At 71.4% G+C, this 21,853-nt stretch carries 18 protein-coding genes; 9 read left to right on the top strand and 9 right to left on the bottom strand.

The genetic code is table 11. The annotated features are described in order from the left end of the window. Window positions 1-41: 41 nt before the first annotated feature. The 3 genes from Q7L73_RS16415 to Q7L73_RS16405 form a co-directional block, all read right to left on the bottom strand. The gene (locus tag Q7L73_RS16415; RefSeq protein WP_304690757.1) at window positions 42-1,613 is read right to left on the bottom strand and encodes a Ppx/GppA phosphatase family protein; all 1,572 of its coding nucleotides are present in this window, start codon (window positions 1,611-1,613) and stop codon (window positions 42-44) included. Then, on the bottom strand, window positions 1,610-4,258 hold the full coding sequence (gene ppk1 / locus Q7L73_RS16410; protein WP_304690758.1) for a polyphosphate kinase 1: 2,649 nt from the start codon (window positions 4,256-4,258) through the stop codon (window positions 1,610-1,612). The genes Q7L73_RS16415 and ppk1 overlap by 4 nt, the downstream gene beginning before the upstream one ends. 85 nt (window positions 4,259-4,343) lie before the next feature. Next, a complete protein-coding gene (locus tag Q7L73_RS16405; protein ID WP_304690759.1) occupies window positions 4,344-4,520 on the bottom strand; it encodes a CsbD family protein in 177 nt (58 codons plus the stop codon). 240 nt (window positions 4,521-4,760) lie between these two features. On the opposite strand from Q7L73_RS16405, the gene Q7L73_RS16400 reads away from it, so the two are divergent. Then, window positions 4,761-5,624 carry an RNA polymerase sigma factor RpoD/SigA gene (locus tag Q7L73_RS16400; protein ID WP_304690760.1) on the top strand — a complete coding sequence of 288 codons (864 nt, stop codon included), beginning with the start codon at window positions 4,761-4,763 and terminating at the stop codon, window positions 5,622-5,624. Window positions 5,625-5,757: 133 nt separating this feature from the next. Here Q7L73_RS16400 and Q7L73_RS16395 read toward each other — a convergent pair whose 3' ends face one another. Continuing rightward, window positions 5,758-7,416: a DHA2 family efflux MFS transporter permease subunit gene (locus Q7L73_RS16395; RefSeq protein WP_304690761.1), complete on the bottom strand. Its 1,659-nt coding sequence runs from the start codon at window positions 7,414-7,416 to the stop codon at window positions 5,758-5,760. A gap of 69 nt (window positions 7,417-7,485) precedes the next feature. Here Q7L73_RS16395 and Q7L73_RS16390 point away from each other — a divergent pair, with 69 nt between their 5' ends. Further along, a complete protein-coding gene (locus Q7L73_RS16390; protein ID WP_370552650.1) occupies window positions 7,486-7,806 on the top strand; it encodes an ArsR/SmtB family transcription factor in 321 nt (106 codons plus the stop codon). A 128-nt stretch (window positions 7,807-7,934) separates the two neighbouring features. On the opposite strand, the gene Q7L73_RS16385 is transcribed toward Q7L73_RS16390, so the two are convergent. Then, window positions 7,935-8,291 (bottom strand): phage holin family protein, encoded by a 357-nt coding sequence (locus tag Q7L73_RS16385; protein WP_304690762.1) that lies wholly within the window; start codon window positions 8,289-8,291, stop codon window positions 7,935-7,937. Between the two features lie 61 nt (window positions 8,292-8,352). Here Q7L73_RS16385 and Q7L73_RS16380 point away from each other — a divergent pair, with 61 nt between their 5' ends. Further along, window positions 8,353-9,219: a tyrosine-protein phosphatase gene (locus Q7L73_RS16380; RefSeq protein ID WP_304690763.1), complete on the top strand. Its 867-nt coding sequence runs from the start codon at window positions 8,353-8,355 to the stop codon at window positions 9,217-9,219. Here Q7L73_RS16380 and Q7L73_RS16375 read toward each other — a convergent pair. Continuing rightward, on the bottom strand, window positions 9,150-10,739 hold the full coding sequence (locus Q7L73_RS16375) for an O-antigen ligase (protein ID WP_304690764.1): 1,590 nt from the start codon (window positions 10,737-10,739) through the stop codon (window positions 9,150-9,152). The genes Q7L73_RS16380 and Q7L73_RS16375 overlap by 70 nt on opposite strands. A gap of 124 nt (window positions 10,740-10,863) precedes the next feature. On the opposite strand from Q7L73_RS16375, the gene Q7L73_RS16370 reads away from it, so the two are divergent. Genes Q7L73_RS16370 through Q7L73_RS16350 form a run of 5 tightly spaced genes read left to right on the top strand, consistent with a single transcriptional unit; the run spans window position 10,864 to window position 17,115 of the window. After that, a complete protein-coding gene (locus tag Q7L73_RS16370; RefSeq protein ID WP_304690765.1) occupies window positions 10,864-11,295 on the top strand; it encodes a hypothetical protein in 432 nt (143 codons plus the stop codon). Continuing rightward, a complete protein-coding gene (locus Q7L73_RS16365; protein WP_304690766.1) occupies window positions 11,295-12,329 on the top strand; it encodes a lysylphosphatidylglycerol synthase transmembrane domain-containing protein in 1,035 nt (344 codons plus the stop codon). Before Q7L73_RS16370 ends, Q7L73_RS16365 begins: the two co-directional genes overlap by 1 nt. Before the next feature lie 20 nt (window positions 12,330-12,349). Next, window positions 12,350-13,903 carry a hypothetical protein gene (locus Q7L73_RS16360; protein ID WP_304690767.1) on the top strand — a complete coding sequence of 518 codons (1,554 nt, stop codon included), beginning with the start codon at window positions 12,350-12,352 and terminating at the stop codon, window positions 13,901-13,903. 13 nt (window positions 13,904-13,916) lie between these two features. Continuing rightward, window positions 13,917-15,518: a glycosyltransferase family 39 protein gene (locus tag Q7L73_RS16355; RefSeq protein WP_304690768.1), complete on the top strand. Its 1,602-nt coding sequence runs from the start codon at window positions 13,917-13,919 to the stop codon at window positions 15,516-15,518. Window positions 15,519-15,549: 31 nt separating this feature from the next. Then, entirely contained in the window at window positions 15,550-17,115 is a 1,566-nt protein-coding gene (locus tag Q7L73_RS16350; protein ID WP_304690769.1) for an NAD(P)/FAD-dependent oxidoreductase, read from the top strand. Between the two features lie 70 nt (window positions 17,116-17,185). On the opposite strand, the gene Q7L73_RS16345 is transcribed toward Q7L73_RS16350, so the two are convergent. Next, window positions 17,186-17,833, bottom strand: coding sequence for a GntR family transcriptional regulator (locus Q7L73_RS16345; RefSeq protein ID WP_304690770.1), 648 nt, complete (start codon window positions 17,831-17,833; stop codon window positions 17,186-17,188). A 3-nt stretch (window positions 17,834-17,836) separates the two neighbouring features. Next, the gene (locus Q7L73_RS16340; RefSeq protein ID WP_304690771.1) at window positions 17,837-19,024 is read right to left on the bottom strand and encodes an acyl-CoA dehydrogenase family protein; all 1,188 of its coding nucleotides are present in this window, start codon (window positions 19,022-19,024) and stop codon (window positions 17,837-17,839) included. A 24-nt stretch (window positions 19,025-19,048) separates the two neighbouring features. On the opposite strand from Q7L73_RS16340, the gene Q7L73_RS16335 reads away from it, so the two are divergent. Then, window positions 19,049-20,329, top strand: coding sequence for a CaiB/BaiF CoA-transferase family protein (locus tag Q7L73_RS16335; protein WP_304690772.1), 1,281 nt, complete (start codon window positions 19,049-19,051; stop codon window positions 20,327-20,329). Window positions 20,330-20,739: 410 nt separating this feature from the next. Here Q7L73_RS16335 and Q7L73_RS16330 read toward each other — a convergent pair whose 3' ends face one another. Continuing rightward, window positions 20,740-21,762 carry a LacI family DNA-binding transcriptional regulator gene (locus Q7L73_RS16330; protein ID WP_304690774.1) on the bottom strand — a complete coding sequence of 341 codons (1,023 nt, stop codon included), beginning with the start codon at window positions 21,760-21,762 and terminating at the stop codon, window positions 20,740-20,742. Window positions 21,763-21,853 lie beyond the last annotated feature (91 nt).

The raw sequence follows: 21,853 nt of genomic DNA, 5'->3' as shown, positions 1-21,853 counted from the left end.
GGGGGCGACCCGAGCCCGATCCCCAGTCCTGCCCCTGGGGTCTAGCCGCGCGCGACCGTCAGCGACGCGCCGAAGGCGCGCAGGAAGAGGTCGCTCTGGCGCCCGGCGGCCCACTCGGCGACGATCGTGTCGCCCTCGGCCTCCAGCTCCAGCACGACGCCCTCCTCGTCGTCCTCGTCCCTGCGCAGGCGGGCGCAGCGGACGACCTGGTCGCGGTTGCGCTCGAGCTGCTCGGCGATCCGCAGCAGCGCCGCGCCGCGCAGCAGCAGCTGGTCGTCGTCGGGCTCGCAGAGCGGCGCGAAGGCGCCGAGCTGCGGCGTGCCCTTGCGGTGGTAGCGCGCCATCAGCGCGATCAGCGCGACCTCGCGCGGCGTGAAGCCGGGCAGGCCGGAGCCGAGGATCAGGTAGCTGGAGTGCTTGTGGTGGTCGTCGTAGTCGACCGCCATGCCGACGTCGTGCAGCAGCGCCGCCGCGTGCACCAGCTGCGGCTCGCCGGGGGCCGGCAGGCCGGCGCCGGGCAGCGCGCCGACGAGCTGGTCGGCCAGCTCGGCGATGTGCTCGGCGTGGACGAGGTCGACGCCGTGCTGGCGAGCGAGGTTGACGACGCTCGCGGCGCGCACGTCGGGCACCAGCGGCGGGTCGGTGGGCGCCAGCTCGCCGGCGAGGAAGATCCCCTCGCGCAGGCCCGGCTCGATCGTCTCGATCCCGGCCGCGCCGGTCGCCTCCAGCACCGCGCGCAGCACGATCGCGCCGCCGAGGATCACCTCCGCGCGGCCGCGCTTGATGCCGGCGACGCGCTCGCGGTCGGCGGGGGCGCGGCTGGCCAGCTGCTCGATCAGCTCGTCGAGCGCCTCGGCGGTCAGCACGAAGCCCTGGACGCTGTCGAGCGGCAGCTCGGCGGCGCGGATCGCGGCGGTCGCGAGGTTGCGCAGCGCGCCGCCGATCCCGACCAGCCGCTCGCGGCCGGCGGTCGCGACCCACGGCTCGGTCGCCAGCTGCTTGAGCGCGTGCTGGCGCAGCTGCTCCAGCTCGTCGCGGTCGGCCGGGCCGTCGCCGTGCAGGAAGCGCTCGGTCACGCGCACGGCGCCGAGCTGCCAGGAGACGCAGTTGATCGCGTCGCGGTGCTCGACCTGCACCAGCTCCAGCGAGCCGCCGCCGATGTCGAGCACGATCCCGTCCTGCAGCGAGGTCGAGTTGACGGCCGCGACGTAGGAGAACCACGCCTCGTCGCGCTGCGACAGGATCCGGATCGGCAGGCCGGTCGCGCGGCGGGCGCGCTGGACGAACTCCTCGCCGTTGGGCGCGTCGCGCACCGCGCTTGTCGCGACCGCCTCGATCTGCTCGGTTCTCAGGCCGTTGGTGGCGCAGAAGGCGGCGAAGACGCGCAGCGTCTCCAGCGCGTGCGCCATCCGCTGCGGCGACAGCTCGCCTGCGGGGCCCAGATCGCCGCCGAGCCTGACCATCTCCGACAGCTCGTCGGTCCGCTTCCACCAGCCCGACTCGCCGACCGAGAAGACCACGAGCCTGAAGCTGTTGGAGCCGAGGTCGATCACGGCGACGCGCCGTTCGACCGCGCGGCTGCTGCCGCCGGGCGCGGGGGCGAGCGCGCTCATGCCTCCACGTGCTCGGCGCGTGCGCGATGCAGGCGCATCAGCTCGGCTTGGACGTCGTGGCGCTCCTCGCCCGGCTGCACGCGGCGATGGTGCCAGCTGCCGTCGGCGCGCAGCTCCCAGGCGTTCTCGGTGTCGGCGAGGCAGCGCTCGAGCGCGTCGAGCACCTCCGCGCGGGCGTCGGCGTCGCGCACCGGCACGACCAGCTCGACGCGCGCGTCGAGGTTGCGCGGCATCAGGTCGGCGGAGCCCATCAGCACGGTCGTCTCGCCGCCGCGCTCGAAGGCGTATATGCGCGAGTGCTCGAGGAACCGCCCGACGATCGACACGACACGGATGTTCTCGGAGACGCCGGACACACCGGGCCGCAGGCAGCAGGCGCCGCGCACGTTCAGCTCGACCTGCACGCCGGCCTGCGAGGCGCGGTAGAGCGCGCGGATGCAGGCGGGGTCGACGAGCGAGTTCATCTTCATCGCGATCCGCGCCGGCTGCTGCGGCGTGTGCGCGGCGATCGTCGCGTCGATCTGCTCGATGATCCCGTCGCGCAGGTTGAGCGGCGCGACCAGCACGTGCTCGTAGTCGTCGGGCTTCGAGTAGCCGGTCAGCTGGTTGAACAGCTCGGCGATCTCGGCGGTGATCTCGTCGTCGGCGGTGAAGAGGCCGAAGTCGGTGTAGAGGTGGGCGGTGCCGGCGTGGTAGTTGCCGGTGCCGACGTGGGCGTAGTGCTTGACGCCGTTGCCCTCGCGGCGCACGACGAGCACAGCCTTCGCGTGCGTCTTGAGGCCCGGCATGCCGAATGTGACGTGCACGCCCGCCTGCTCCAGCGCACGCGCCCACATGATGTTCTGGCGCTCGTCGAAGCGCGCCTTCAGCTCGACCAGGCCGACCGCCTGCTTGCCGCGCTCGGCCGCGCGGATCAGCGCCGGCACGAGCGGCGAGTCGTCGCTGGTGCGGTAGACGGTCTGCTTGATCGCCAGCACCTTCGGGTCGGCGACCGCCTGCTTGACGAACTGCTCGACGGTCGCGAACGAGTCGTACGGGTGATGGACGAGCAGGTCGCGCTCGCGGATCTGCGAGAAGAGGCTCTTCTGCTTGCCCTCCTCGACGAACTCGGGCGGCATCACCGGCGTCCAGGGCGCGTCGCGCAGGTCGCGGAAGCCGGGCAGCTTGGCGACCTGCCAGAGGTCGGCGTAGTCGAGCATGCCGCCGAGGTCGTAGACGTCGCCCTCCTCGATTCTCAGCTCGGCCAGCAGGCGGGCGCGCAGGATCGGGTCGATCCCCTCGCTGACCTCCAGCCGCACGACCTCGCCGAAGCGGCGGCGGCGCAGCTCGGCCTCGACCGCCTCGAGCAGGTCGTCGGCCTCGTCGGAGACGGTGAAGTCGGCGTCGCGCGTGACGCGGAAGAGCCCGTGCGTGACGATCTCCATGCCGCGGAAGAGCTGGTCGAGATGGGCGGCGATGACCGTCTCCATCGGCACCAGCGTGCGCGCGCCCGCGCCGATCTGGAGGAACCGCGGGAGGCCCTCCTTCGGCACCTTCACGCGCGCGAAGCGGGTCTGCTCGCTCTCCGGGTCGCGCACCAGCACGGCGAGCGACAGCGACAGGTTGGAGATGTACGGGAACGGCTGGGCGGGACCGACGGCGAGCGGCGTCAGGGCGGGGAAGACCTCGCGCTCGAAGCGCGCGTCGACCTCTTGGCGCTCGGCGTCGTCGAGCTGGTCCCACGCGACGATGCGGACGCCGTGCTCGGCGAGCGCCGGCAGCAGCGTCTGATCGAAGAGCGCCGCCTGGCGCGTCGCGAGCGCGCGCACGCGCGTGCCGATCGCCTCCAGCAGCTCCGTCGGCGGCATCCCGTCGGCGCTGGTCGCCTCGATCCCGGCGTCGACCTTCTGTGCGACGCCCGCGACGCGGACCATGAACCACTCGTCGAGGTTGGAGCCGTAGATGGCGGAGAACTTGACCCGTTCCATCAGCGGCTGGTGGCTGTCCTCGGCGAGCTGCAGGACGCGCTCGTTGAAGTCGAGCCAGGACAGCTCGCGGTTGATGAAGTGGGCCGGGTCGGCGGTCTCGACCGTCTTCGCCGGATCGGCCGGCTTGAGCCGTTCGACGGCGTCGCCGAGCGCCGGCAGCAGCGGCAGGTCGGGGAAGGCGTCGCGCAGCTGCGACAGCGTCGCCTGGTAGTGGCGCAGCTTCTCGGGGCGCAGGCGGCCGCCGGCGGCGCGGGTGGCGCGCGCGAGCTTGTCGGCGGCCATCACGGCGGCGACGTCGCGGCCGGCGTCGATGCCGCGCTGACGCAGCTCGGCCTTGCGCTCGTTGTAGGAGCTGATCTCGGGTCTCTCCGTCAGCGCGTCGACGCGGCGGGCGATCTCCTCGCCCATCTGCTCGGCGATCAGCGAGCGGTCGACGCCGGTGTCCTCGATCAGGTCGTGCAGGACGGCGGTCGCGACGGTGGCGTCGTCGGCGCCGGCGTCGTGCAGCAGGCGGGCGGTGATCGCCACATGCTCGACGTCGGCGGCGACGTTGCCCTCGTCCTTCGCGCGGTACGTCTCCAACGCGAGCGTCCAGGCGTTGGCGATGGTGTCGGAGCCACGGGCGAACGCGGGCAGTTCGCTCGGGGTCGACGGCGCGGGACCGGCAGTCGATGACATGGCAACGATTGTGGGCTAGCTCGCCCGCGCTCCTGTTATCGATGTGTTAACGATTTGTCGCCGGTCCGCGCGCGCTGACAACCCCTCAGTCTCTGCGCAGCGCGTTCTTGAGCTTGTCGGCTGCCTCGCCGACCTTCTCCTTGATGTCGCCGGTCGCCTTGTCGACGCGGCCCTCGTTCTTGAGGCTGTCGTCGTCGGTCAGCTCGCCGGCTGCCTTCTTGACCTTGCCCTTGGTCTGGTCGACCGATCCGTCACTGGCCATTTGAGGTCCTCCTTAGGTCTGTCGGGATGCTTGATGACAGGCCTGCCCGGATCTCGGTTTCGCTACGCACCTCCGGGGCATCGCCAAACACGCGGGATCGACGGCGCAGCATGTGAGAAAGCGCACAGAAGCGCCCAGCTTCGCCCAAGTTGGTTGACGAAGCAATGATCTCGTCGTAGAATACCTAGCACAGCAGTAGGTATTTGAAAGGGACTCAAGACGAAGACGAAGGCAGACAGCATGAAGACGTCTGGAACCACCGCCCACCACGAGACCACCGACACCACGTTCGACCCGCTTCAGCTGCTCATGCGCGAGGCGCGCAACTGGCCCCTGCTGACGCCGGCCGAGGAGATCGAGCTCGCAAGACGCATCGAGCGCGGCGACCTCGCGGCGAAGGAGCGGATGGTCAACTCCAACCTGCGCCTCGTGATGTCGATCGCCCGCCACTATCAGGGGCAGGGCCTCGGCATGGGCGACCTCGTGCAGGAGGGGACGCTCGGGCTCATCCGCGCGGTCGAGAAGTTCGACTGGCGCAAGGGCTTCCGCTTCTCCACCTACGCGACGCTGTGGATCCGCCAGTCGATCCAGCGCGGTCTGGAGAACACCGGTCGCACGATCCGTCTCCCCGTCCACGTCGGCCAGCGCGCCCGCAAGGTCGCCCGCATCCGCCGTGAGCTGACGGCCAAGCACGGCCGCGACGCGACCGACGAGGAGATCGCGGAGGCCGCGAGACTGCCGCTCGAGCAGGTCATCGAGGCCGGCAGAGCAGATCGCGAGCCGACGAGCCTCGACGCGCCGGTCGGCGAGGACGGCGACACCGCCCTCGGCGCCCTGATCAAGACCGACGCGCCCGCGCCCGACGAGGAGGTCGCCGACACGCTCCGTCACCAGACGGTGCAGAAGGCGATCGAAGGCCTGCCCGAGAACGAGAAGACCGTGATCCACCTGCGCTTCGGCACTGCCGGCGAGCCGCCGCAGACCCTGACGCAGATCGGCAGACGCCTTGGCGTCAGCTCCTCTCGCGCCCGCGAGATCGAGGAGCAGGCGCTGCGCCGCCTCAGCCGCGAGGGCACCCTCGCCGCGCTGCGCGAGGCCGCGTAACCCGCTTCAGGACCACCACCACGACCGACCACCAGTCCGGACCTCTCCTCCACCAACACCCCGGACGACTCCTCCACCACAGCCCCCTCGCAGCAGCACCGCGACCCCGCTCCAGCAAGCGGGGTCGCGGCATTTAAGCCCCGCCCGCCGCGACCGGCTCCGGCTCCGGCTCGGGCTCGGGCCGCAGCTCGGTCGAGGCGCCGACGAGCGCGCCGCCGGGGCACGACTCGCACGAGACCCTGCGGCGCGGGTCCTTGATCCCGATCAGCGAGATCGCGCCACCCAGCAGCGCCAGGCCGCCGCCGATCCAGATCGCGACGTGGAAGCCGTCGACGGAGGCGTCGGTCAGCGCCTGCTCGACCGCGGCCCGCTCGCCGGCCGGCGTTCCCGGCGCGTGGGCGGTCAGCCGCAGGTCGCGTGCTCTGTCGACCGCCCGCTCGGCCGCGGGTGTCAAGCGCACGCGTGCCAGCTCGTCGTCGAGCGTCGTCGCCGCCGCGCCCGCTACCGCCGCGCCGGCGACCGCGATCGCCAGCAGCCCCGCCACGCGCGAGACGGCGTTGTTGACGCCGGAGGCGACGCCGGCGTGCTCGACCCCGGCCGCGCCGAGCACCGTCGCCGTCAGCGGCGCGACCGTCATCGCCAGCCCGAGCCCGAAGACGAGCACCGCCGGCAGCACGTCGGTGAGGTAGCTGGGATCGGGGCCGACGCGCAGCAGCAGGAGGATGCCGGCGCCGGCGATCAGCGGCCCGAAGCCCATGAAGCGGCGCGGCCCGAGCGTGTCGGCGAGCGCGCCGAAGCGCTTGGCGAGGAAGAACGTGATCAGCGTCACCGGCAGCATCGCCGCGCCGGCCGCGATCGGCGACCAGCCCGCGACCTGCTGCAGGAACAGCACGAGGAACAGCGTCAGCACGTTGAGGCCGCCGTAGAGCGCGAAGGTCGAGAGGTTGCCGACGCTGAAGTTGCGCGCGCGGAACATCGACAGCGGCAGCAGCGGCATCCGCGCGCGCCGCTCCCACAGCACGAACGCGACCAGCAGCAGCGCGCCGCCGACCAGCGGCAGCGCGACGAGCGGGTCGCCCCAGCCGCGCGAGGGCTGCTCGGTCAGCGCCAGCACCGGTCCGGCGAGGCCGAGCGCGCAGAGCGCGGCGCCGGCCCAGTCGATCCTCGTCCCCGGGCGCGCGTGGCCGGCGGGCGCGTGCTGCAGCAGCCACAGCGTCAGCGCGACCGGGACGACGTTGACGGCGAAGATCCAGCGCCACGAGACGACCTCCAGCAGGAGCCCGCCGCCGAGCGGCCCGATCACCATCGCGATCCCGGTCCAGGCGGTCCAGCTGCCGATCGCCGCGCCGCGCTGCCGCTCGTCGAAGGTGTCCATGATCAGCGCCAGCGTGCTCGGCACCAGCAGCGCCCCGGCGACGCCCTGCAGCGCCCGCGCCGCGATCAGCGTCTCGCTGCTGGGCGCGATCGCGCACAGCAGCGAGCAGGCGCCGAAGCCGGCGACGCCGTAGGTGAAGACGCGGCGGCGGCCGAGCAGGTCGCCGAGCGAGCCGCCGAGCAGGATCAGCGAGCCGAGCGTCAGCAGGTACGCCTCGACGATCCAGGTCTGCGCCGCGAGACCGCTGCCGAGCCCGTCGGCGATCGCCGGCAGCGCGACGTTGACGACCGTGCCGTCGAGGAAGACGACGGTCGAGCCGAGGATGCAGGCGAGCAGCGTCCATCGCTGCGCCGCCGTGCCGGGCGATGCGGTCCTGCCGGCCGCCGCGTCCGCCGCGCTGGTCTCGTCTGCGCTCACGTCCCAACCGTATCGCTCGCGGGAAACCCCTCTTGACTATTTCGCCAGGTTCCGAAATAGTCGTCGGCGCTGACCACGCACGACGACCTCGACGACGACCAGGCAGACGAGCTGCTGCGGGCGATCTCGCATCGCGCCCGGCGTCGCATCCTGCTGCTCGCCGACCGCGACGCGATCGCGGCGGGCGAGCTGTCGGAGGCGCTCGGGCTCGCGAACGCGACCACCTCCGAGCATCTCAAGGTGCTGCGCAAGTGCGGCCTCGTGACGCTGCAGCGCGACGGCACCTGGCGCCGCTACCGCACCGACCGCGCTCGCCTGCGCACGCTGGAGCGGTGGCTCGGCGGCGTCGTCGGCAGCCTCGGCGACCACCCCGCCCAGGAGCAACGATGACCGTCCACCAGCCCAACGCGCTCGTCCTACTTCGACGTCGCCGGCCCCGACGAGCAGCCGCTGCGTCGCTTCTACGCCGACCTGCTCGGCCGGCAACCGGCTGGCGCTGATCGCCCGCTGACCGGCGCTCAGTCCTCGTCGCGCGCGAAGATGGCGTCCAGGAGCGCGTTGACCGCCCAGACGATCAGCGTCGCTGCAACACCCGTCCAGAAGCCGTCGATCTCGAAGTTGCCGACCAGCCAGCTGGTCAGGAACAGCATCAGCAGGTTGACGAAGAACAGCGCGATCCCCAGCGTGATGATGATGAAGGGGATCGAAAGCACCGTCACGACGGGCTTCACGACCATGTTGACGAGGCTGAAGACGAGTCCGGCGACGATCAGCGTGACCCAGAAGTCGCCGCCGGAATGGACGCCGTCGAGCAGCTTCGTGGCGACCCAGAGGGCGGCCGTGTTGCACAACCACGTGACGACGAAGCGCTCCATTGCGTCACATCTTCCCAATTCATACGAAACCTGCGCGCCGTTCTGCCGTTCATAGAGGGAGATGCAAAGAGGTTTTGTCGATCTGCACGTCCACCTGCTCCCCGGCGTCGATGACGGTCCACCGGACCTCGACGCCACGCTCGAGCTGGCCGGACTCGAGGTCGCCGACGGAATCGACACCGCCACCGCGACCCCGCACGTCGCCTCCGTCGACGTCTGCGAGATCCCGCAGCGCGTCGCCGAGGTCAACGCCGCGCTGCGCGCCGCGAAGATCCCGCTGACGGTCGAGGGCGGGGGAGAGCTGGCCGCGCGCGGCGCCGCCCGCCTCACCGCCACCGAGCTGGACCTGATCGCGCACGGCCCGCCGGGCAGCCGCTGGATCCTGCTGGAGGCGCCGCTCGACGGCGCGATACACACGCTCCACAAGGCCGCCGACACGCTCCGCTCCGAGGGCTACGGGATCGTGCTCGCGCATCCCGAGCGCTGCCATCCGCTGTTCGACGACGACATGGCCGGCCTGCGGCGCGAGCTGCGGCTCGGCTCGCTGGCGCAGGTCAGCTCCTCGTCGGTGCTCGGCCTGCACGGCATAAGAGCGCGCCGCAACGCCGTCCGCATGCTCGCCAACGGCTGCGCCGGCCTGCTCGCCTCCGACGCGCACGGCCCGCGCCGCCCGCCGTCGATGACGCAGGCGATCGAGGTCGCGACCGGCTTCGGGCTCGACCCGGCGCAGGCGCACGCGCTCTGCGCAGAGCGCCCGCGCGCGCTGCTGCGCGAGGGGCTGCGGCCGCGGCTGCTGGAGGGCGGCGGCTGCTGCGAGGACCTGCGCGAGCTGACGCGCGAGGCCGCTCGCGCCGACGTCTACGTCGCCGGCAGGGAGCCGTCGCTCGCGCGCAGGCTGCCGCCGGCGCTGCCGTCGCCGAGCGCCTGAGCGGCGCGCTGCGAGGCCGCGACGCCGGCCGCCCGTCTGCGCGGCACGCGCGCCGTCTGCGCCGCCAGCGCCGTCCCCAGCCCCAGCAGCGCCCACGTCAGCGGATCCTCCAGGAAGGCCGCGTAGAAGAACGTGTGCACGACGAGCGCGAGGAAGGCGGCGGCGACGAAGCCGCGCGTCGGCGCCGCGCTCGCGCCGCGCAGCAGCCGCAGGAAGGCGGCGACCAGCAGCGCCAGGTAGGCGAGCAGGCCGATCACGCCCTGCTCGGAGGCGACCGTGATCGGGATCGTGTGCGAGGTGACGGCGCTGTCGGCGCCGGAGCGGTGGCGGTCGCCGTACTCGACCTCGAAGGCGCCTGAGCCGAAGCCCTGCAGCGGCCGCTCGGTGAAGAGGCTGCCGCCGCTGCCGACGAGCCCCGAGCGGCCGCCGGTGGAGGCGTCGAGATTGCCGAAGTCGACGCCGAAGGTGCCGGGGGAGACGGCGACCGCCGCGGCCGCGATCACGACCACGACGGCGGCCGGCAGCAGCGTCCGCCGGACGCCCCATTCGAGCACCGCCAGCGTCGCCAGGCCGACCAGCAGCGCGACGAAGCTCGACTGCGACAGCGTCAGCACCAGCCCCGCCCACAGCGCCGCGAGCACGACGCTGCCGCCGGCCAGCAGCTCGCGCCGCTTCGTGTGCAGGATCGTCGCCGCGACCGCCAGCATCGCGATCACGAGGAAGCGGCCGTAGATGTTGGGGTCGAAGAAGACCGAGTTGGTGCGGAAGTACGAGTGCAGCTCGTTGGAGGCGATCAGCTTCGGGTTGAGGAAGATGTGTCTCGTCGCGTACTCGACGTAGCCGATGCAGGAGAAGACGAGCGCGAGGCCGACGAGCACGCCGAAGCACCAGCGCAGCAGCTTCGGCGTCCACTCGACCTGCGCCAGCAGCACGAACAGGAGCGCGAACGGGACGTAGAAGAAGGCGATCTGCTGGAGCGCCTTCTCGAAGTCGGCCGAGTAGGTCGCCTGCACGCCGTAGAGGACGACGAACAGCGCCAGCAGCCGCTCCATCCAGCCGGGCTCCCAGGCGCGCTCGGGCTCCGGCAGCTCCGGGTCGCGCCGCAGCGCCGGCACGATGAAGGCGAGCGCGCCGGCGGCGACGACGAGGTAGAGCGGGACGAGCAGGTTCGAGCTCGAGCCGCCGACCTCGATCGGGACGCGGAACGGCAGCGCCGCGACCGCCAGCACCGGCAGCAGCAGCGGCCGGCGCACCATCAGCGTCGCCAGCGCCGACAGCGCCGCGAGGCCGAGCACGGCGGCGACGAGCGCGGGCGCGGCGTGGTTGCGCACGACCTCCATCTGCGGCGAGTCCCAGATGTCGGCGACGAGCAGGACCGGCGCGAGCAGCAGCGCGCCGGACATCGCCAGCGCACGCGTGCGGGCGCGTCTGACGACGAGCGCGCAGGCGACGAGCAGGACCGCGACGACGGCGCCGGCCTCGGGCGCCGGACCGTCGAGCGCGAAGGGAACCGCGAGCATGGAGCGCGGGAGTCTAGAGGTCCGTGCTGCCGGGCTCTGCACGGGCGCGTGCGGGTCCGCGCACAGCCGTGTAACGACCGTCGTGAGGTTCCCGCGCCTCCCGATCCTCTAGCCTGTCCGGTTCATGCATCGCCGTGCGTACCAGGCCCCTGCGCTCGTCGCTGCCCTGATCCTCACCCTCTTCCTCGCTGCGTGCGGCGAGGGCGGGACGAGCGTCGGCGGCGGAAACGAAGCCCCCAAGACCGGCGCCGGCACCAGGCAGGCGACCGCCTTCGACCCCCGTGACGAGCCGATCGGCTGCTTCGCGGGCAAGGGCGTCCAGTCGGAGAAGGATCCGCGCTACCGCGAGCGGATCAACATCCTTCCCGCCACCTCCGGTGCCTACGTGACCTTCACCGCGACCCTCCAGGACGCGCTCAGCCGGCAGCTCCGCAACGAGGACGACGCGACCGGCGCCGAGGCGATCGGCCCCGCGCTCTTCACCGTCGGCGACCTCGACGATGCCACGCTCGGAAAGATCGAGGACTGCCTCGACGAGCGAGGCACGAAGTACTGATGACGCCGGCGCGCAAGCGGATCCTGCTCGGGGCCCTCTGGCTGGTCCCGATCGTCGGCATCGTCTGGTGGGCGACCAAGCAGGAGGCGCCGACCTTCCCCGACTCGACCGGCGGCTGGCTCGCGCTCGCCGGCGGCCTCGGCCTCTACACGGTCGCGACGCTGATGCGCGCCGAGCGCTGGGAGCGGATCCTGCGCCGCGCCGACGTGCGCGCCAAGCGCGCCGACGTCTACGCGCTCACGCCGATCGGCTACATGGGCAACAACGTCCTGCCGGCCCGCGGCGGCGAGCTGCTGCGCACCTTCCTGCTCGGCGCCAGAGTCGAGGGCACGACCAAGCGCACGATCCTCGGCACGATCCTTGCCGAGCGCGTGCTCGACGCCGTCGCGCTCGGGATCATCCTCGTCGTGCTCGCGAGCGACCTGCTCGGCGACCTGCCGAAGCCGAGCGGCACGCTGCTGCTGGCCGGCGCGGGCGTCGTCGTGCTGCTGCTGGTCGGCGCCGCCGTCGCGCTGCTGAAGTTCCGCGAGCGGCTGATGTTCGTGCTCGAGTCGCTGCTGCCGATGCTGGCCCCGGTCAAGCAGCTGCTGAGCGGCACCGGCGCGGTCCTGCTCGTCGTCTCGCTGCTGATCTGGGTCGTCGAGGCGAGCGTCTACAAGATGGTCGGTCACGCGCTCCACATCGAGCTGAGCATCCGCGACGGCCTCGCCGTCGTCGCCTTCACCAACGCCGCCTCGCTGATCCCCGCCGCGCCCGGCTACATCGGCACCTACGACGCGGCCGTGATCTTCGCCGTCAACGCCGTCACCAACGCGCCCAGAAGCGCGGTGCTGTCGTACCTGATCCTGCTGCGGTTCGTGCTGTTCGTCCCGATCACCGTCGTCGGCTTCGTGCTGCTCGTCGTACGCTATGGCGGCCTCTCCCGCGTGCGCGCGGCGCGTGACGCCGCTCGCGACGAGGAGCGGACCGAGCACGAGGCCGCTGCCGCCGCGCGCGCCGAGACGCACGTCGACGCCGCCGCGCAGACCGCGTGAAGCCGCTTCCCACCCCCTCTGTGACCGCCTCGACCGCAACCCCCTCAAGCTCGCCTGCGTGGCTCGCCACGCTGCAGACCCGGCTGACGCCCAAGCGCGTCCCAGAGCGGGCTACCCACGGCCGCGTCTACGCGATCCTCGCGCTCGTCTCGATCGCGCTCGCCGCGTTGACGCTGCTCTACCCCTCGACGCCGACCTACGACCCGTGGGCCTGGATCGTCTGGGGCCGCGAGATCCTCCACTTCGACCTCGTCACCACCGACGGGCCGTCGTGGAAGCCGCTGACGGTGATGTTCACGACGCTGTTCGCGCCGTTCGGCAGCGCCGCGCCGGACCTCTGGCTGGTCGTCGGCCGCGCCGGCGCCTTCATGTCGGTGATCCTCTCCTTCCGGCTCGCCTGGCGGCTGACCGGCGGCTCGATCCCGGCGCGCACGATCGCCGGCGTGATCGCCGCGATGGCGCTCTTCATCAGCTCCTCGTTCGTGCGCAACATGACGCTCGGCAACTCCGAGGGGCTGCTGGTCGCGTTCACCCTGTGGGGGATCGAGCGCCACCTCGACGGCAAGTACCGGCAGGCGTTCCTGCTCGGCTTCCTGGCCGCGCTGCTGCGCCCGGAGATCTGGCCCTTCCTCGGCCTCTACGGCCTCTGGCTGCTGCTGATCGACCGCGAGCGCCGCACGGTCGTGCTGGTCGTCACCTGCGGCGTGCTGATCCCGCTGCTGTGGCTGCTGCCGGAGTACTGGGGCTCGGGCAACTTCTGGCGCGCGGCCGACCGCGCGCAGCAGCCGAGCAGAAACAGCCCGGCGTTCGCCGACTTCCCGTTCTGGCAAGTGATCAAGAACACCTGGCCGCTGATGCTGACGCCGGTCAAGGCAGCCGCCGCCTTCGCGCTCGTCGTCGCCGCCTGGAACTGGCTCAGAGCGCGCAAGGACGTCGCGGTCCTGACGGTCTTCGCGCTCGCGGCGCTGTGGATCTGCGAGATCGCGCTGATGACGCAGGCCGGCTTCTCCGGCAACCCGCGCTACATCATCCTCGGCACGACGCTGATCGCCGTGATCGGCGGCGTCGGCTTCGGCCGCGCGGTCGACATCGCCAGCGGCGTCGTCCGGCGCGTCGGCGGCAGAAACGGCAACGTGCTGGCGCTCGCGACCGGCGTCGCCGCCTGCGTCGTGCTGCTGGCCGCGACCTACCACTGGGCCGGCCCGCGCTTCCGCAGCTTCGGCAAGCTCGACTCGGCGCTGCGCTACCAGGCGCAGCTGCGGATCGACCTCGAGAAGGGGCTCGACAAGGTCGGCGGCGGGAAGTACTTCGGCCAGTGCGGCGCGATGGCGACCGGCACCTACCAGGTCCCGATGGTCGCCTGGTACGTCGACAGACACACGAAGGACGTCGGCCTGACGCCAGGCGAGCACGGCTCGGTCGTCGCCTCGCGTTCGACCGGCGCCGCTCCCTGGGCGCCTGCCGGCGACCTCTTCCCGTGGGGTTACACCAAGTTGATAGAGCAGCGCACCACTCACCTGTACTCGACCTGCCCCGCCAAGCCCGGCTCCGTCGCCGCGCAGGCCGCTGGGTAACCTGTCTCCGCCGATGGCCACGGTTGCGATCCCCCGTTCCGAGCGCAAGCTCGACCTGCGCGTCTCCGACGCCGTCCTCGCCGCGATCACGCTGGTGGTGCTGACGGCGCTGTCGATCTACGTCCGCACGCGCGCGATATCCGGCTCCTTCTGGATGGACGAGGGGCTGTCGGTCGGCATCTCCTCGCACGACCTGTTCGACATCCCCGGCGTGCTCAGACAGGACGGCTCGCCGCCGCTGTACTACATGGGCCTGCACGTCTGGATGGACGTCTTCGGGCGCACCGAGACGGCGGTCCACTGGTTCTCGCTGACCGCCTCGCTGCTGACGATCCCGGCGGCGATGTGGGCCGGCTGGAGCCTCTGGGGCAAGCGCGCCGGCTTCATCGGCGCGGCGCTCTGCTCGCTCAACCCGTTCCTCACCTCCTACGGCGAGGAAGCGCGCATGTACGCGCTGATGACGCTGTGGGCGCTGCTGGCGAGCGCGTTCTTCCTGCACGCCTTCGTCTACCGCAGAGGCCGCTTCTACGTCGCCGGCTTCGCGCTCTTCCAGACGCTGATGCTCTACACGCACGGCTGGGGGATCTTCTACGGCCTCGCCTCCTTCGCCGCGCTGATCGTGCTGTGGTGGCGCAGCGAGGAGAGAAGAGCGCTCGCGATCGACGGCCTCGCCGCCTACGTCGTCGCCGCGATCCTGTTCCTGCCGTGGTTCCCGACGGTCCTCTTCCAGGCCGCGCACACGGCGGCGCCGTGGGGCAGAGCGCCCCGCTTCGGCGCGCCGATCCAGATCTCGCGCGACCTGCTCGGCGGCGACCGCGCCTCGATCGTGCTGCTGCTGATCGGCGGCTTCGGCCTCGCGCAGGTGCTGCGCGAGCATCGCGACCGGCGCGACCGCGACCGTCTCTCGGTCTACGTGCTGATCCTGATCCCGCTCGTCACGCTCGCGATCGCCTGGACGCTGTCGCAGTTCAACCCGGCGTGGGCGTCGCGCTACTTCGCCGTCGCGCTCGGCGCGATGCTGCTGCTGTCGGCGCTCGGCCTTGCGCGCGCGAGAACGCTCGGCCTCTGCGCGCTGATCGTGCTGATGGGCTTCTGGCTCAACCCGAAGCCGTTCGTCGACGGCTACAAGTCCGACGTGCGCGACATCGGCGCCGAGGCCGGCTCGATGATGAGACCGGGCGACCTCGTGATCGTCGGCCAGCCGGAGCAGATGCCGGTCGCCTGGTACTACATGCCGGGCGGGCTCAGATACGCGAACTCCGCCGGCCTGGTCGAGGACCCGCGCTACATGGACTGGGTCGACGCGATGGACCGCTTCGAGGCGGCGCAGCCCCGCGAGGTCCTGCCGAGATTGCTTGATAGCCTCCAGCCCGGCCAGAAGATCCTCTTCATGCGCCCGCTCACCGAAGGCGTGGAGAACTGGTCAGCCCCGTGGACGCAGCTCGCCCGGCGCCGTTCGGCTCAGTTCGGTGCGATGCTTGCGCAGGCCGTCAGAGACGGGGAGCTGAGACAGCTGACCGTCGCGCCGAAGTTCTACCGCGGCGCCTCGACCGTCGGCAACGTCGGAATCCTCTATGAGAAGGTCTCCGACAGACCGCTCACGCAGGTTCCCTGAACCGCAACGCCCGCAGAGAAGACGAACGGAAATGACTGAGAACGAGACTTCCCCCGCTCCCGCTCCCAAGGACAGCCGTCCGTACGTCGTCCTCGGCGGCGGTCCCGCCGGTCTGACCGCGGGCTACCTGCTCGCCAAGCGCGGCGAGCCCGTGATCGTGCTGGAGTCGACCGACCAGGTCGGCGGCATCGCCCGCACCGAGGTGCGCCAGGCGCCCGACGGCGGCGAGTACCGCTTCGATCTCGGCGGCCACCGCTTCTTCACGAAGGTCAGAGAGGTCGACGACCTCTGGCTGGAGATCATGAGAGGCGAGTTCCTGCTGCGCCCGCGCCAGTCGCGCATCTACTGGCGCCGCAAGTTCCTCCAGTATCCGCTGGAGGGCATGGACGTGATCAAGAAGCTCGGCCCGGTCGACCTGACGAAGGCGCTCTTCTCCTACCTCTACGCGGCGATCAAGACGAAGGTCCGCCCGCAGAGAGAGGACACGTTCGAGCAGTGGGTCTCGAACCGCTTCGGCAGATACCTCTTCACGCAGTTCTTCAAGACCTACACCGAGAAGGTATGGGGCGTCCCGACCTCCGAGCTGCGCGCCGACTGGGCCGCGCAGCGGATCAAGGGCCTCTCCTTCTTCGCTGCCGCGAAGGCCGCCTTCTTCGGCAACAAGGGCAACGAGATCAGATCGCTGATCGGCGAGTTCCACTACCCCAGATTCGGCCCCGGCCAGATGTGGGAGAGAATGGTCGCCGAGATCGAGGCGCACGGCGGCGAGGTGCGGATGAACGCGCCCGTCACCAGAATCGTCATCAGAGACGACGTCGCGACCGGCGTGATCGCCGGCGGCGAGACGATCGAGGCGCGCGCGGTGATCTCCTCGCTGCCGCTCGGCACGACGACGAGAATCACCGATCCCGAGGCGCCCGCCGAGGTCCGCGACGCCGGCCGAAACCTGCGCTACCGCGACTTCCTCACGGTCTCGCTCGTGATCGACGGCAGAGACCTCTTCCCGGACAACTGGATCTACATCCACGAGCCGGGCGTGCAGGTCGGCCGCATCCAGAACTTCCGCTCCTGGAGCCCCTGGATGGTGCCGAACGAGCACGAGGCCTCGATCGGCATGGAGTACTTCTGCTTCGAGGGCGACTCGCTCTGGAACATGAAGGACGAGGACCTCGTCGAGCTGGCCAAGCGCGAGCTGGGGCAGATGGGCCTCGGCGACCCGTCGAGAGTGACGATGGGCTTCGCGACCCGCGTCCACAAGGCCTACCCGGTCTACGACGAGGAGTACGCGAGAAACCTCGAGGTCGTCAAGGACTGGCTCGGCAAGACGCCGAACCTCGTCCAGGTCGGTCGCAACGGTCTCCACCGCTACAACAACTCCGACCACTCGATGCTGACGGCGATGCGCGCGGTCGACAACCTCGTCGACGGCACCGACCACGACATCTGGGGCGTCAACGCCGAGGCCGAGTACCACGAGGAGGACGGCTCCTCCAAGAAGGTCGGCGGCCAGGGCGACCGCAACGCGGCCAACCCTTACCCGTACAAGGACGAGCCGCCGGAGAACGAGCGCGAGCAGGCCGCCCGCAGCGGCTCCTGACGCGCCCGTCGCACCCGCGCCTTGATCGAGAGCCCCGCTTCGGCGGGGCTCTCGTCGTTTCAGGCCCTCGTCACTCTGCCGGCAGGATCCCGCGCAGGACGCTCAGCGCGCGCTCGCGGTGGGCGTCCAGCTCGGCGATCAGCGGCTCGGGCTCGCCGGCGCGGACCGCGTCCATGATGCGGTCGTGCGCGGCGACGGCGGCGTCGCGCTCCTCGGCGGCGTTGTAGTACAGCGCGCGGTAGGCCTCGGTCGAGTCCCACAGCGCGCGGATCAGCCGCAGCGCGTGCGGCTGGCCCGGCACGTCCATGATCGCGAAGTGGAAGCGGCGGTTGGCCTCCAGCTCGGCCGCGACGTCACCGGCAGCGGCGGCGTTGACGCAGTCGCGCGCCGCCAGCTCCATCCGCTCCAGCGCCTCAGCGTCGAGCAGCGGCAGCGCGTGCCGCACCGCGCGCGCCTCCAGCAGCGCGCGCAGGGCGTAGATCTCGGCGAGGTCGGCCAGCTTCAGCGCGGTGACGAAGTAGCCGCGGCGCGGGCGGTAGGTGAGCTGCCCTTCCTGCTCCAGCACCCGCAGCGCCTCCCGCACCGGCACGACGCTGACGCCGATCCTCTCCGCCACCTCCTCCTGCACGACGCGCTCGCCGGGGCGCAGCTCGCGCGCGACGATCGCCGCGCGCAGCCACTCGACGGCGTGCTCCTGGGAGGTGCGGTTGCGCAGCATCGGCTAGCGGAACGCCGGGATGCCGGTGAGCGCGTTGCCGATCACGAGCGCGTGGACGTCCGCGGTGCCCTCGTAGGTGACGACCGATTCGAGGTTGTTCATGTGGCGGATCACCGGGTACTCGAGCGTGATGCCGTTGGCGCCGAGCACCTGGCGGGCGGTGCGGGCGACGTCGAGCGCGGCGTTGACGTTGGACAGCTTGCCCATGCTGACGTGCTCGGACCGCAGCGTGCCCGCGTCCTTGAGGCGGCCGAGGTGGAGCGCCAGCAGCGTCGACTGGTTCACCTTCACGGCCATCTCGGCCAGTCTCTGCTGGATCAGCTGGAAGGAGGCGATCGGCTGGTCGAACTGGATCCGCGTCTTCGCATAGTCGAGCGCGGCCTCGAAGCAGGAGCGGGCGGCGCCGGCGGCGCCCCAGACGATCCCGTAGCGGGCCTCGTTGAGGCAGGAGAGCGGGCCGCGCAGCGAGGTGGCCTCGGGCAGGCGGGCGGAGTCGGGCAGGCGGACGTCGTCGAGCACCAGCTCGGAGGTGACGCTCGCGCGCAGGGAGAGCTTCTTGTGGATCTCCGGCGCGCTGAAGCCGGGGGTTCCTCTGGGGACGAGGAAGCCGCGGATGCCCTCGTCGGTTCTGGCCCACACGACGGCGACGTCGGAGATCGTGCCGTTGGTGATCCACATCTTCTGGCCGTTGAGGATCCAGTCGTCGCCGTCGCGCTTGGCGTGCGTGCGCATCGAGCCGGGATCGGAGCCGGAGTCGGGCTCGGTCAGGCCGAAGCAGCCGACCGCGTCCCCGGCGGCCATCCGCGGCAGCCACTCCTGCTTCTGCGCCTCCGAGCCCCAGCGCCAGATCGCGTACATCGCCAGCGAGCCCTGCACCGAGACCATGCTGCGGACACCCGAGTCGCCGGCCTCCAGCTCCATGCAGGCGAGGCCGTAGGCGGTCGCGCTCGTGCCGGCGCAGCCGTAACCGGTCAGGTGCATGCCGAGCACCTCCAGATCACCGAGCTGCTTCGGCAGCTCCGCCGGGATCGTGCCCTCCTCGAACCAGTCGCCGACGTGCGGCGTGACGCGATCGGTGACGAAGGCGCGCACCGCGTCGCGGATGTCGCGCTCCTCGTCGCTGAGGAGCGCGTCGATGCCGAGGAAGTCGTTCGCGCGCAGCGGTTGGGCGGGGCTGGTCGGTGCGGTCATCCGCAGATCTTATAAAATCTAAGAATGGATGGAAGAGACCCCGCCGCGACTGGCACGCCGACCGCCGCCACACGTCCCTCCGGCGCCGCCGCTCCAACGCCCGAGACGCCCGCAGGCAGCACGCCGCTGGCGCTGAGCGACCTGCTCGTGCTCGACTTCTCGCGCGTGCTGGCCGGTCCGCTCGCGACGATGCTGCTCGCCGACCACGGCGCGACCGTCGTCAAGATCGAGCGGCCCGGCGTCGGTGACGACACGCGCGCCTGGGGTCCGCCGCGCGACGCCGCCGGCACCGCCACCTACTTCCTCTCGGTCAACCGCAACAAGCGCTCGCTGGCGCTCGACCTGCAGGATCCGGAGGACCTCGCGCTCGCGCGCGAGCTGGCCGCTCGCTCCGACGTCGTGGTCGAGAACTTCCGCCCCGGCGTGATGGCGAGACTGGGGCTCGACCACGCGACGCTCGCCGCCGCCAACCCCGGGCTCGTCTACGCGACGATCACCGGCTTCGGCGCGACCGGGGCCGGTGCGGCGATGCCCGGCTACGACCTGCTCGTGCAGGCGGTCGGCGGGCTGATGTCGGTGACCGGCGCCGCCGACGGCGACCCGCAGAAGGCCGGCGTCGCGCTCGTCGACGTGATCGCCGGGCTGTTCACGACGACCGGGATCCTCACCGCCCTGCGCCACCGCGCCGCGACCGGCGCAGGCCAGAAGGTCGAGGTCGACCTGATGTCGTCGCTGCTGGCGGCGCTCGTCAACCAGGCCTCCGCGTACACCGCCGCCGGCGCGGTGCCGGGCCGGATGGGCAACGCCCACCCGAGCATCGCGCCGTACGAGCTGTTCACCGCCGGCGCGGGCACGCGGCTCGTGCTCGCCGTCGGCAACGATCGGCAGTTCCAGCGCCTCTGCGAGCTGCTCGGCGCCCCGTCGCTCGCGACCGACCCTCGCTACGCCACCAACCCCGCGCGCGTCGCCACGCGCGACGAGCTGCGCGCCGAGCTGGAGCGCCTGCTCGCCACGGCGCCCGCGGGCGACTGGGCCGAGCGCCTGCTCGCCGCCGGCGTCCCGGCCGGTGAGGTCAACGACCTCGCCGGCGCCTTCGCCCTCGCCCAGCGCCTCGGCCTCGACCCGATCGCCGAGCTGCCGCCGCTCCCGGCCGCCGTCGACGCCGCGCCGCCGGCGATCGCCGCCCCGACCCGCATCGTCCGCAACCCCGTCCGCATGTCCGCGACGCCCCCGCGCCACGCCACCGCCCCGCCCCCGCTCGGCGAGCTCGACCCCGCCGAAGCCCGCCGCCTGTTCGGCCTCTGAGCCGCCGAGAAACGAAAAACAGGCGACCTGTCACACCGGCTCCTATTGTGTAGGAGCTGGCGCGTCCCCGTTCGCCAGTGTCGTCCGAAATCGGTCGGACGACGACAGGGGAGAAGGAGTTCCATGACGGTTCTTCTCGGAACCATCGCAGGGCTGCTGGTTGTAGCCATGCTGATGGCGCTGCTGTGCCTCTTCGTCGCGCTCCGGCGTGTGAAGCGGCCCTAGCACCGGACGCCGGTGCGCGAGGCTTGATAACCCTCGCGCGCCGGCCCGGAAAAGAGAAGAGCCCGGCTGATAAGACCGGGCTCTGTTCTCTGAAGGGAGCGCTATGACGTTTCTCGCGCCACCCAGGGCTGCTGGCTGTCAGTCAAGGATAGGCGGCGTGCCGAAATCCGGCAAGGTCAGCTGCTTCAGTCGCAGCGCCGATTCGTCGAGGCGCGGGCGATCACGCGGTGGGGGACGATGATCTGGGGGGTGTCGGGCTCGCGTTCGAGCAGCTCGACGAGCAGGCCGGCGGCGGCGCGGCCGATCTCCTGCGGGTGCAGGTCGAGCGTCGTGAGCGCGATCGTGCCGGCCTGGGGTGAGGCCTGGCTGTCGGTCGCGGTGGTGGCGACCATCAGCTGCCGCGGCACCTCGATGCCGCGTGACTCGGCCGCCAGCAGCACGCCGTAGGCGAGCCGGTCGTAGGTCGCGAAGACGGCGTCGGGCGGCTCGGGCAGGTCGAGCAGCTCGACCGCGGTCGCGTAGCCGGCGCGCTCGGAGAGGCCGATCTCGGGCGTGCGCACGAGCGGCTCCATCCGCTCTCGCTCGCACCACTCGCGGTAGGCCCGCTCGACGTCGAGCGTGTAGGAGATCTCCAGCGGGCTGGTCATCAGCGCGATCCGTCTGGCGCCGCAGCGGGCGAGGTGGTCGAGGATCGAACGCGTGCCGGCTATGTGGTTGTTGTCGACCCAGCAGGCGCGGTCGTCGCCGGGGATGCGGCCGGCGGTGACGACGGGGATGCCGGCGGCGCCGAGCGCGGAGACGTTCGGGTCGTCGCGCACGGGGTCGACGACGATCGCGCCGTCGACGGCGATCCGCTGCGGCGCCAGCACGCCGTCGGCCGGCGCCAGCACGAGCGCGTAGCCGTCTGAGATCGCGCAGGTGGAGGCGGCGATCATCAGCTGCGCGAAGTAGTCGTAGTCGGTGACGGCGAACGGCGGCCCGCCACGTTGCGAGACGACGAGGCCGAGCAGGCCGGTTCTGCCGACGACGAGATTGCGCGCCGTCGCGTTGGGCCGATAGCCCAGGTCATCCGCGATCGAACGCACGCGCTGCCGGGTCGCGTCCGGCAGCCGCCCCTTGTTGTTGAGCGCGTGCGACACCGTCGTGACCGAGACGCCGGCAGCTGCGGCAACCTCTTTGATCCCGATTCGGGTGCGATTGGTCCCCATGTTGTGGACAGACTATCCGTATTGAGGTTGACATTGCAAAAGCGTTTTGTCTACGCTGCGCAGCGAGAGAAGTGCAAAAACGTCTTTCCAA

The sequence above is a fragment of the Conexibacter sp. CPCC 205762 genome (assembly GCF_030646155.1).
GTDB lineage: Bacteria > Actinomycetota > Thermoleophilia > Solirubrobacterales > Solirubrobacteraceae > Conexibacter.
This window is presented reverse-complemented; position numbering and strand designations above follow the sequence as displayed.

Bases quoted from the DNA above. Each gene is read 5' to 3' on its own strand.
- Q7L73_RS16415 (WP_304690757.1), bottom strand. From the start codon at position 1,613: ATGAGCGCGCTCGCCCCCGCGCCCGGCGGCAGCAGCCGCGCGGTCGAA.
- ppk1 (WP_304690758.1), bottom strand. From the start codon at position 4,258: ATGTCATCGACTGCCGGTCCCGCGCCGTCGACCCCGAGCGAACTGCCC.
- Q7L73_RS16405 (WP_304690759.1), bottom strand. From the start codon at position 4,520: ATGGCCAGTGACGGATCGGTCGACCAGACCAAGGGCAAGGTCAAGAAG.
- Q7L73_RS16400 (WP_304690760.1), top strand. From the start codon at position 4,761: ATGAAGACGTCTGGAACCACCGCCCACCACGAGACCACCGACACCACG.
- Q7L73_RS16385 (WP_304690762.1), bottom strand. From the start codon at position 8,291: ATGGAGCGCTTCGTCGTCACGTGGTTGTGCAACACGGCCGCCCTCTGG.
- Q7L73_RS16380 (WP_304690763.1), top strand. From the start codon at position 8,353: ATGCAAAGAGGTTTTGTCGATCTGCACGTCCACCTGCTCCCCGGCGTC.
- Q7L73_RS16375 (WP_304690764.1), bottom strand. From the start codon at position 10,739: ATGCTCGCGGTTCCCTTCGCGCTCGACGGTCCGGCGCCCGAGGCCGGC.
- Q7L73_RS16370 (WP_304690765.1), top strand. From the start codon at position 10,864: ATGCATCGCCGTGCGTACCAGGCCCCTGCGCTCGTCGCTGCCCTGATC.
- Q7L73_RS16365 (WP_304690766.1), top strand. From the start codon at position 11,295: ATGACGCCGGCGCGCAAGCGGATCCTGCTCGGGGCCCTCTGGCTGGTC.
- Q7L73_RS16355 (WP_304690768.1), top strand. From the start codon at position 13,917: ATGGCCACGGTTGCGATCCCCCGTTCCGAGCGCAAGCTCGACCTGCGC.
- Q7L73_RS16350 (WP_304690769.1), top strand. From the start codon at position 15,550: ATGACTGAGAACGAGACTTCCCCCGCTCCCGCTCCCAAGGACAGCCGT.
- Q7L73_RS16345 (WP_304690770.1), bottom strand. From the start codon at position 17,833: ATGCTGCGCAACCGCACCTCCCAGGAGCACGCCGTCGAGTGGCTGCGC.
- Q7L73_RS16340 (WP_304690771.1), bottom strand. From the start codon at position 19,024: ATGACCGCACCGACCAGCCCCGCCCAACCGCTGCGCGCGAACGACTTC.
- Q7L73_RS16335 (WP_304690772.1), top strand. From the start codon at position 19,049: ATGGATGGAAGAGACCCCGCCGCGACTGGCACGCCGACCGCCGCCACA.
- Q7L73_RS16330 (WP_304690774.1), bottom strand. From the start codon at position 21,762: ATGGGGACCAATCGCACCCGAATCGGGATCAAAGAGGTTGCCGCAGCT.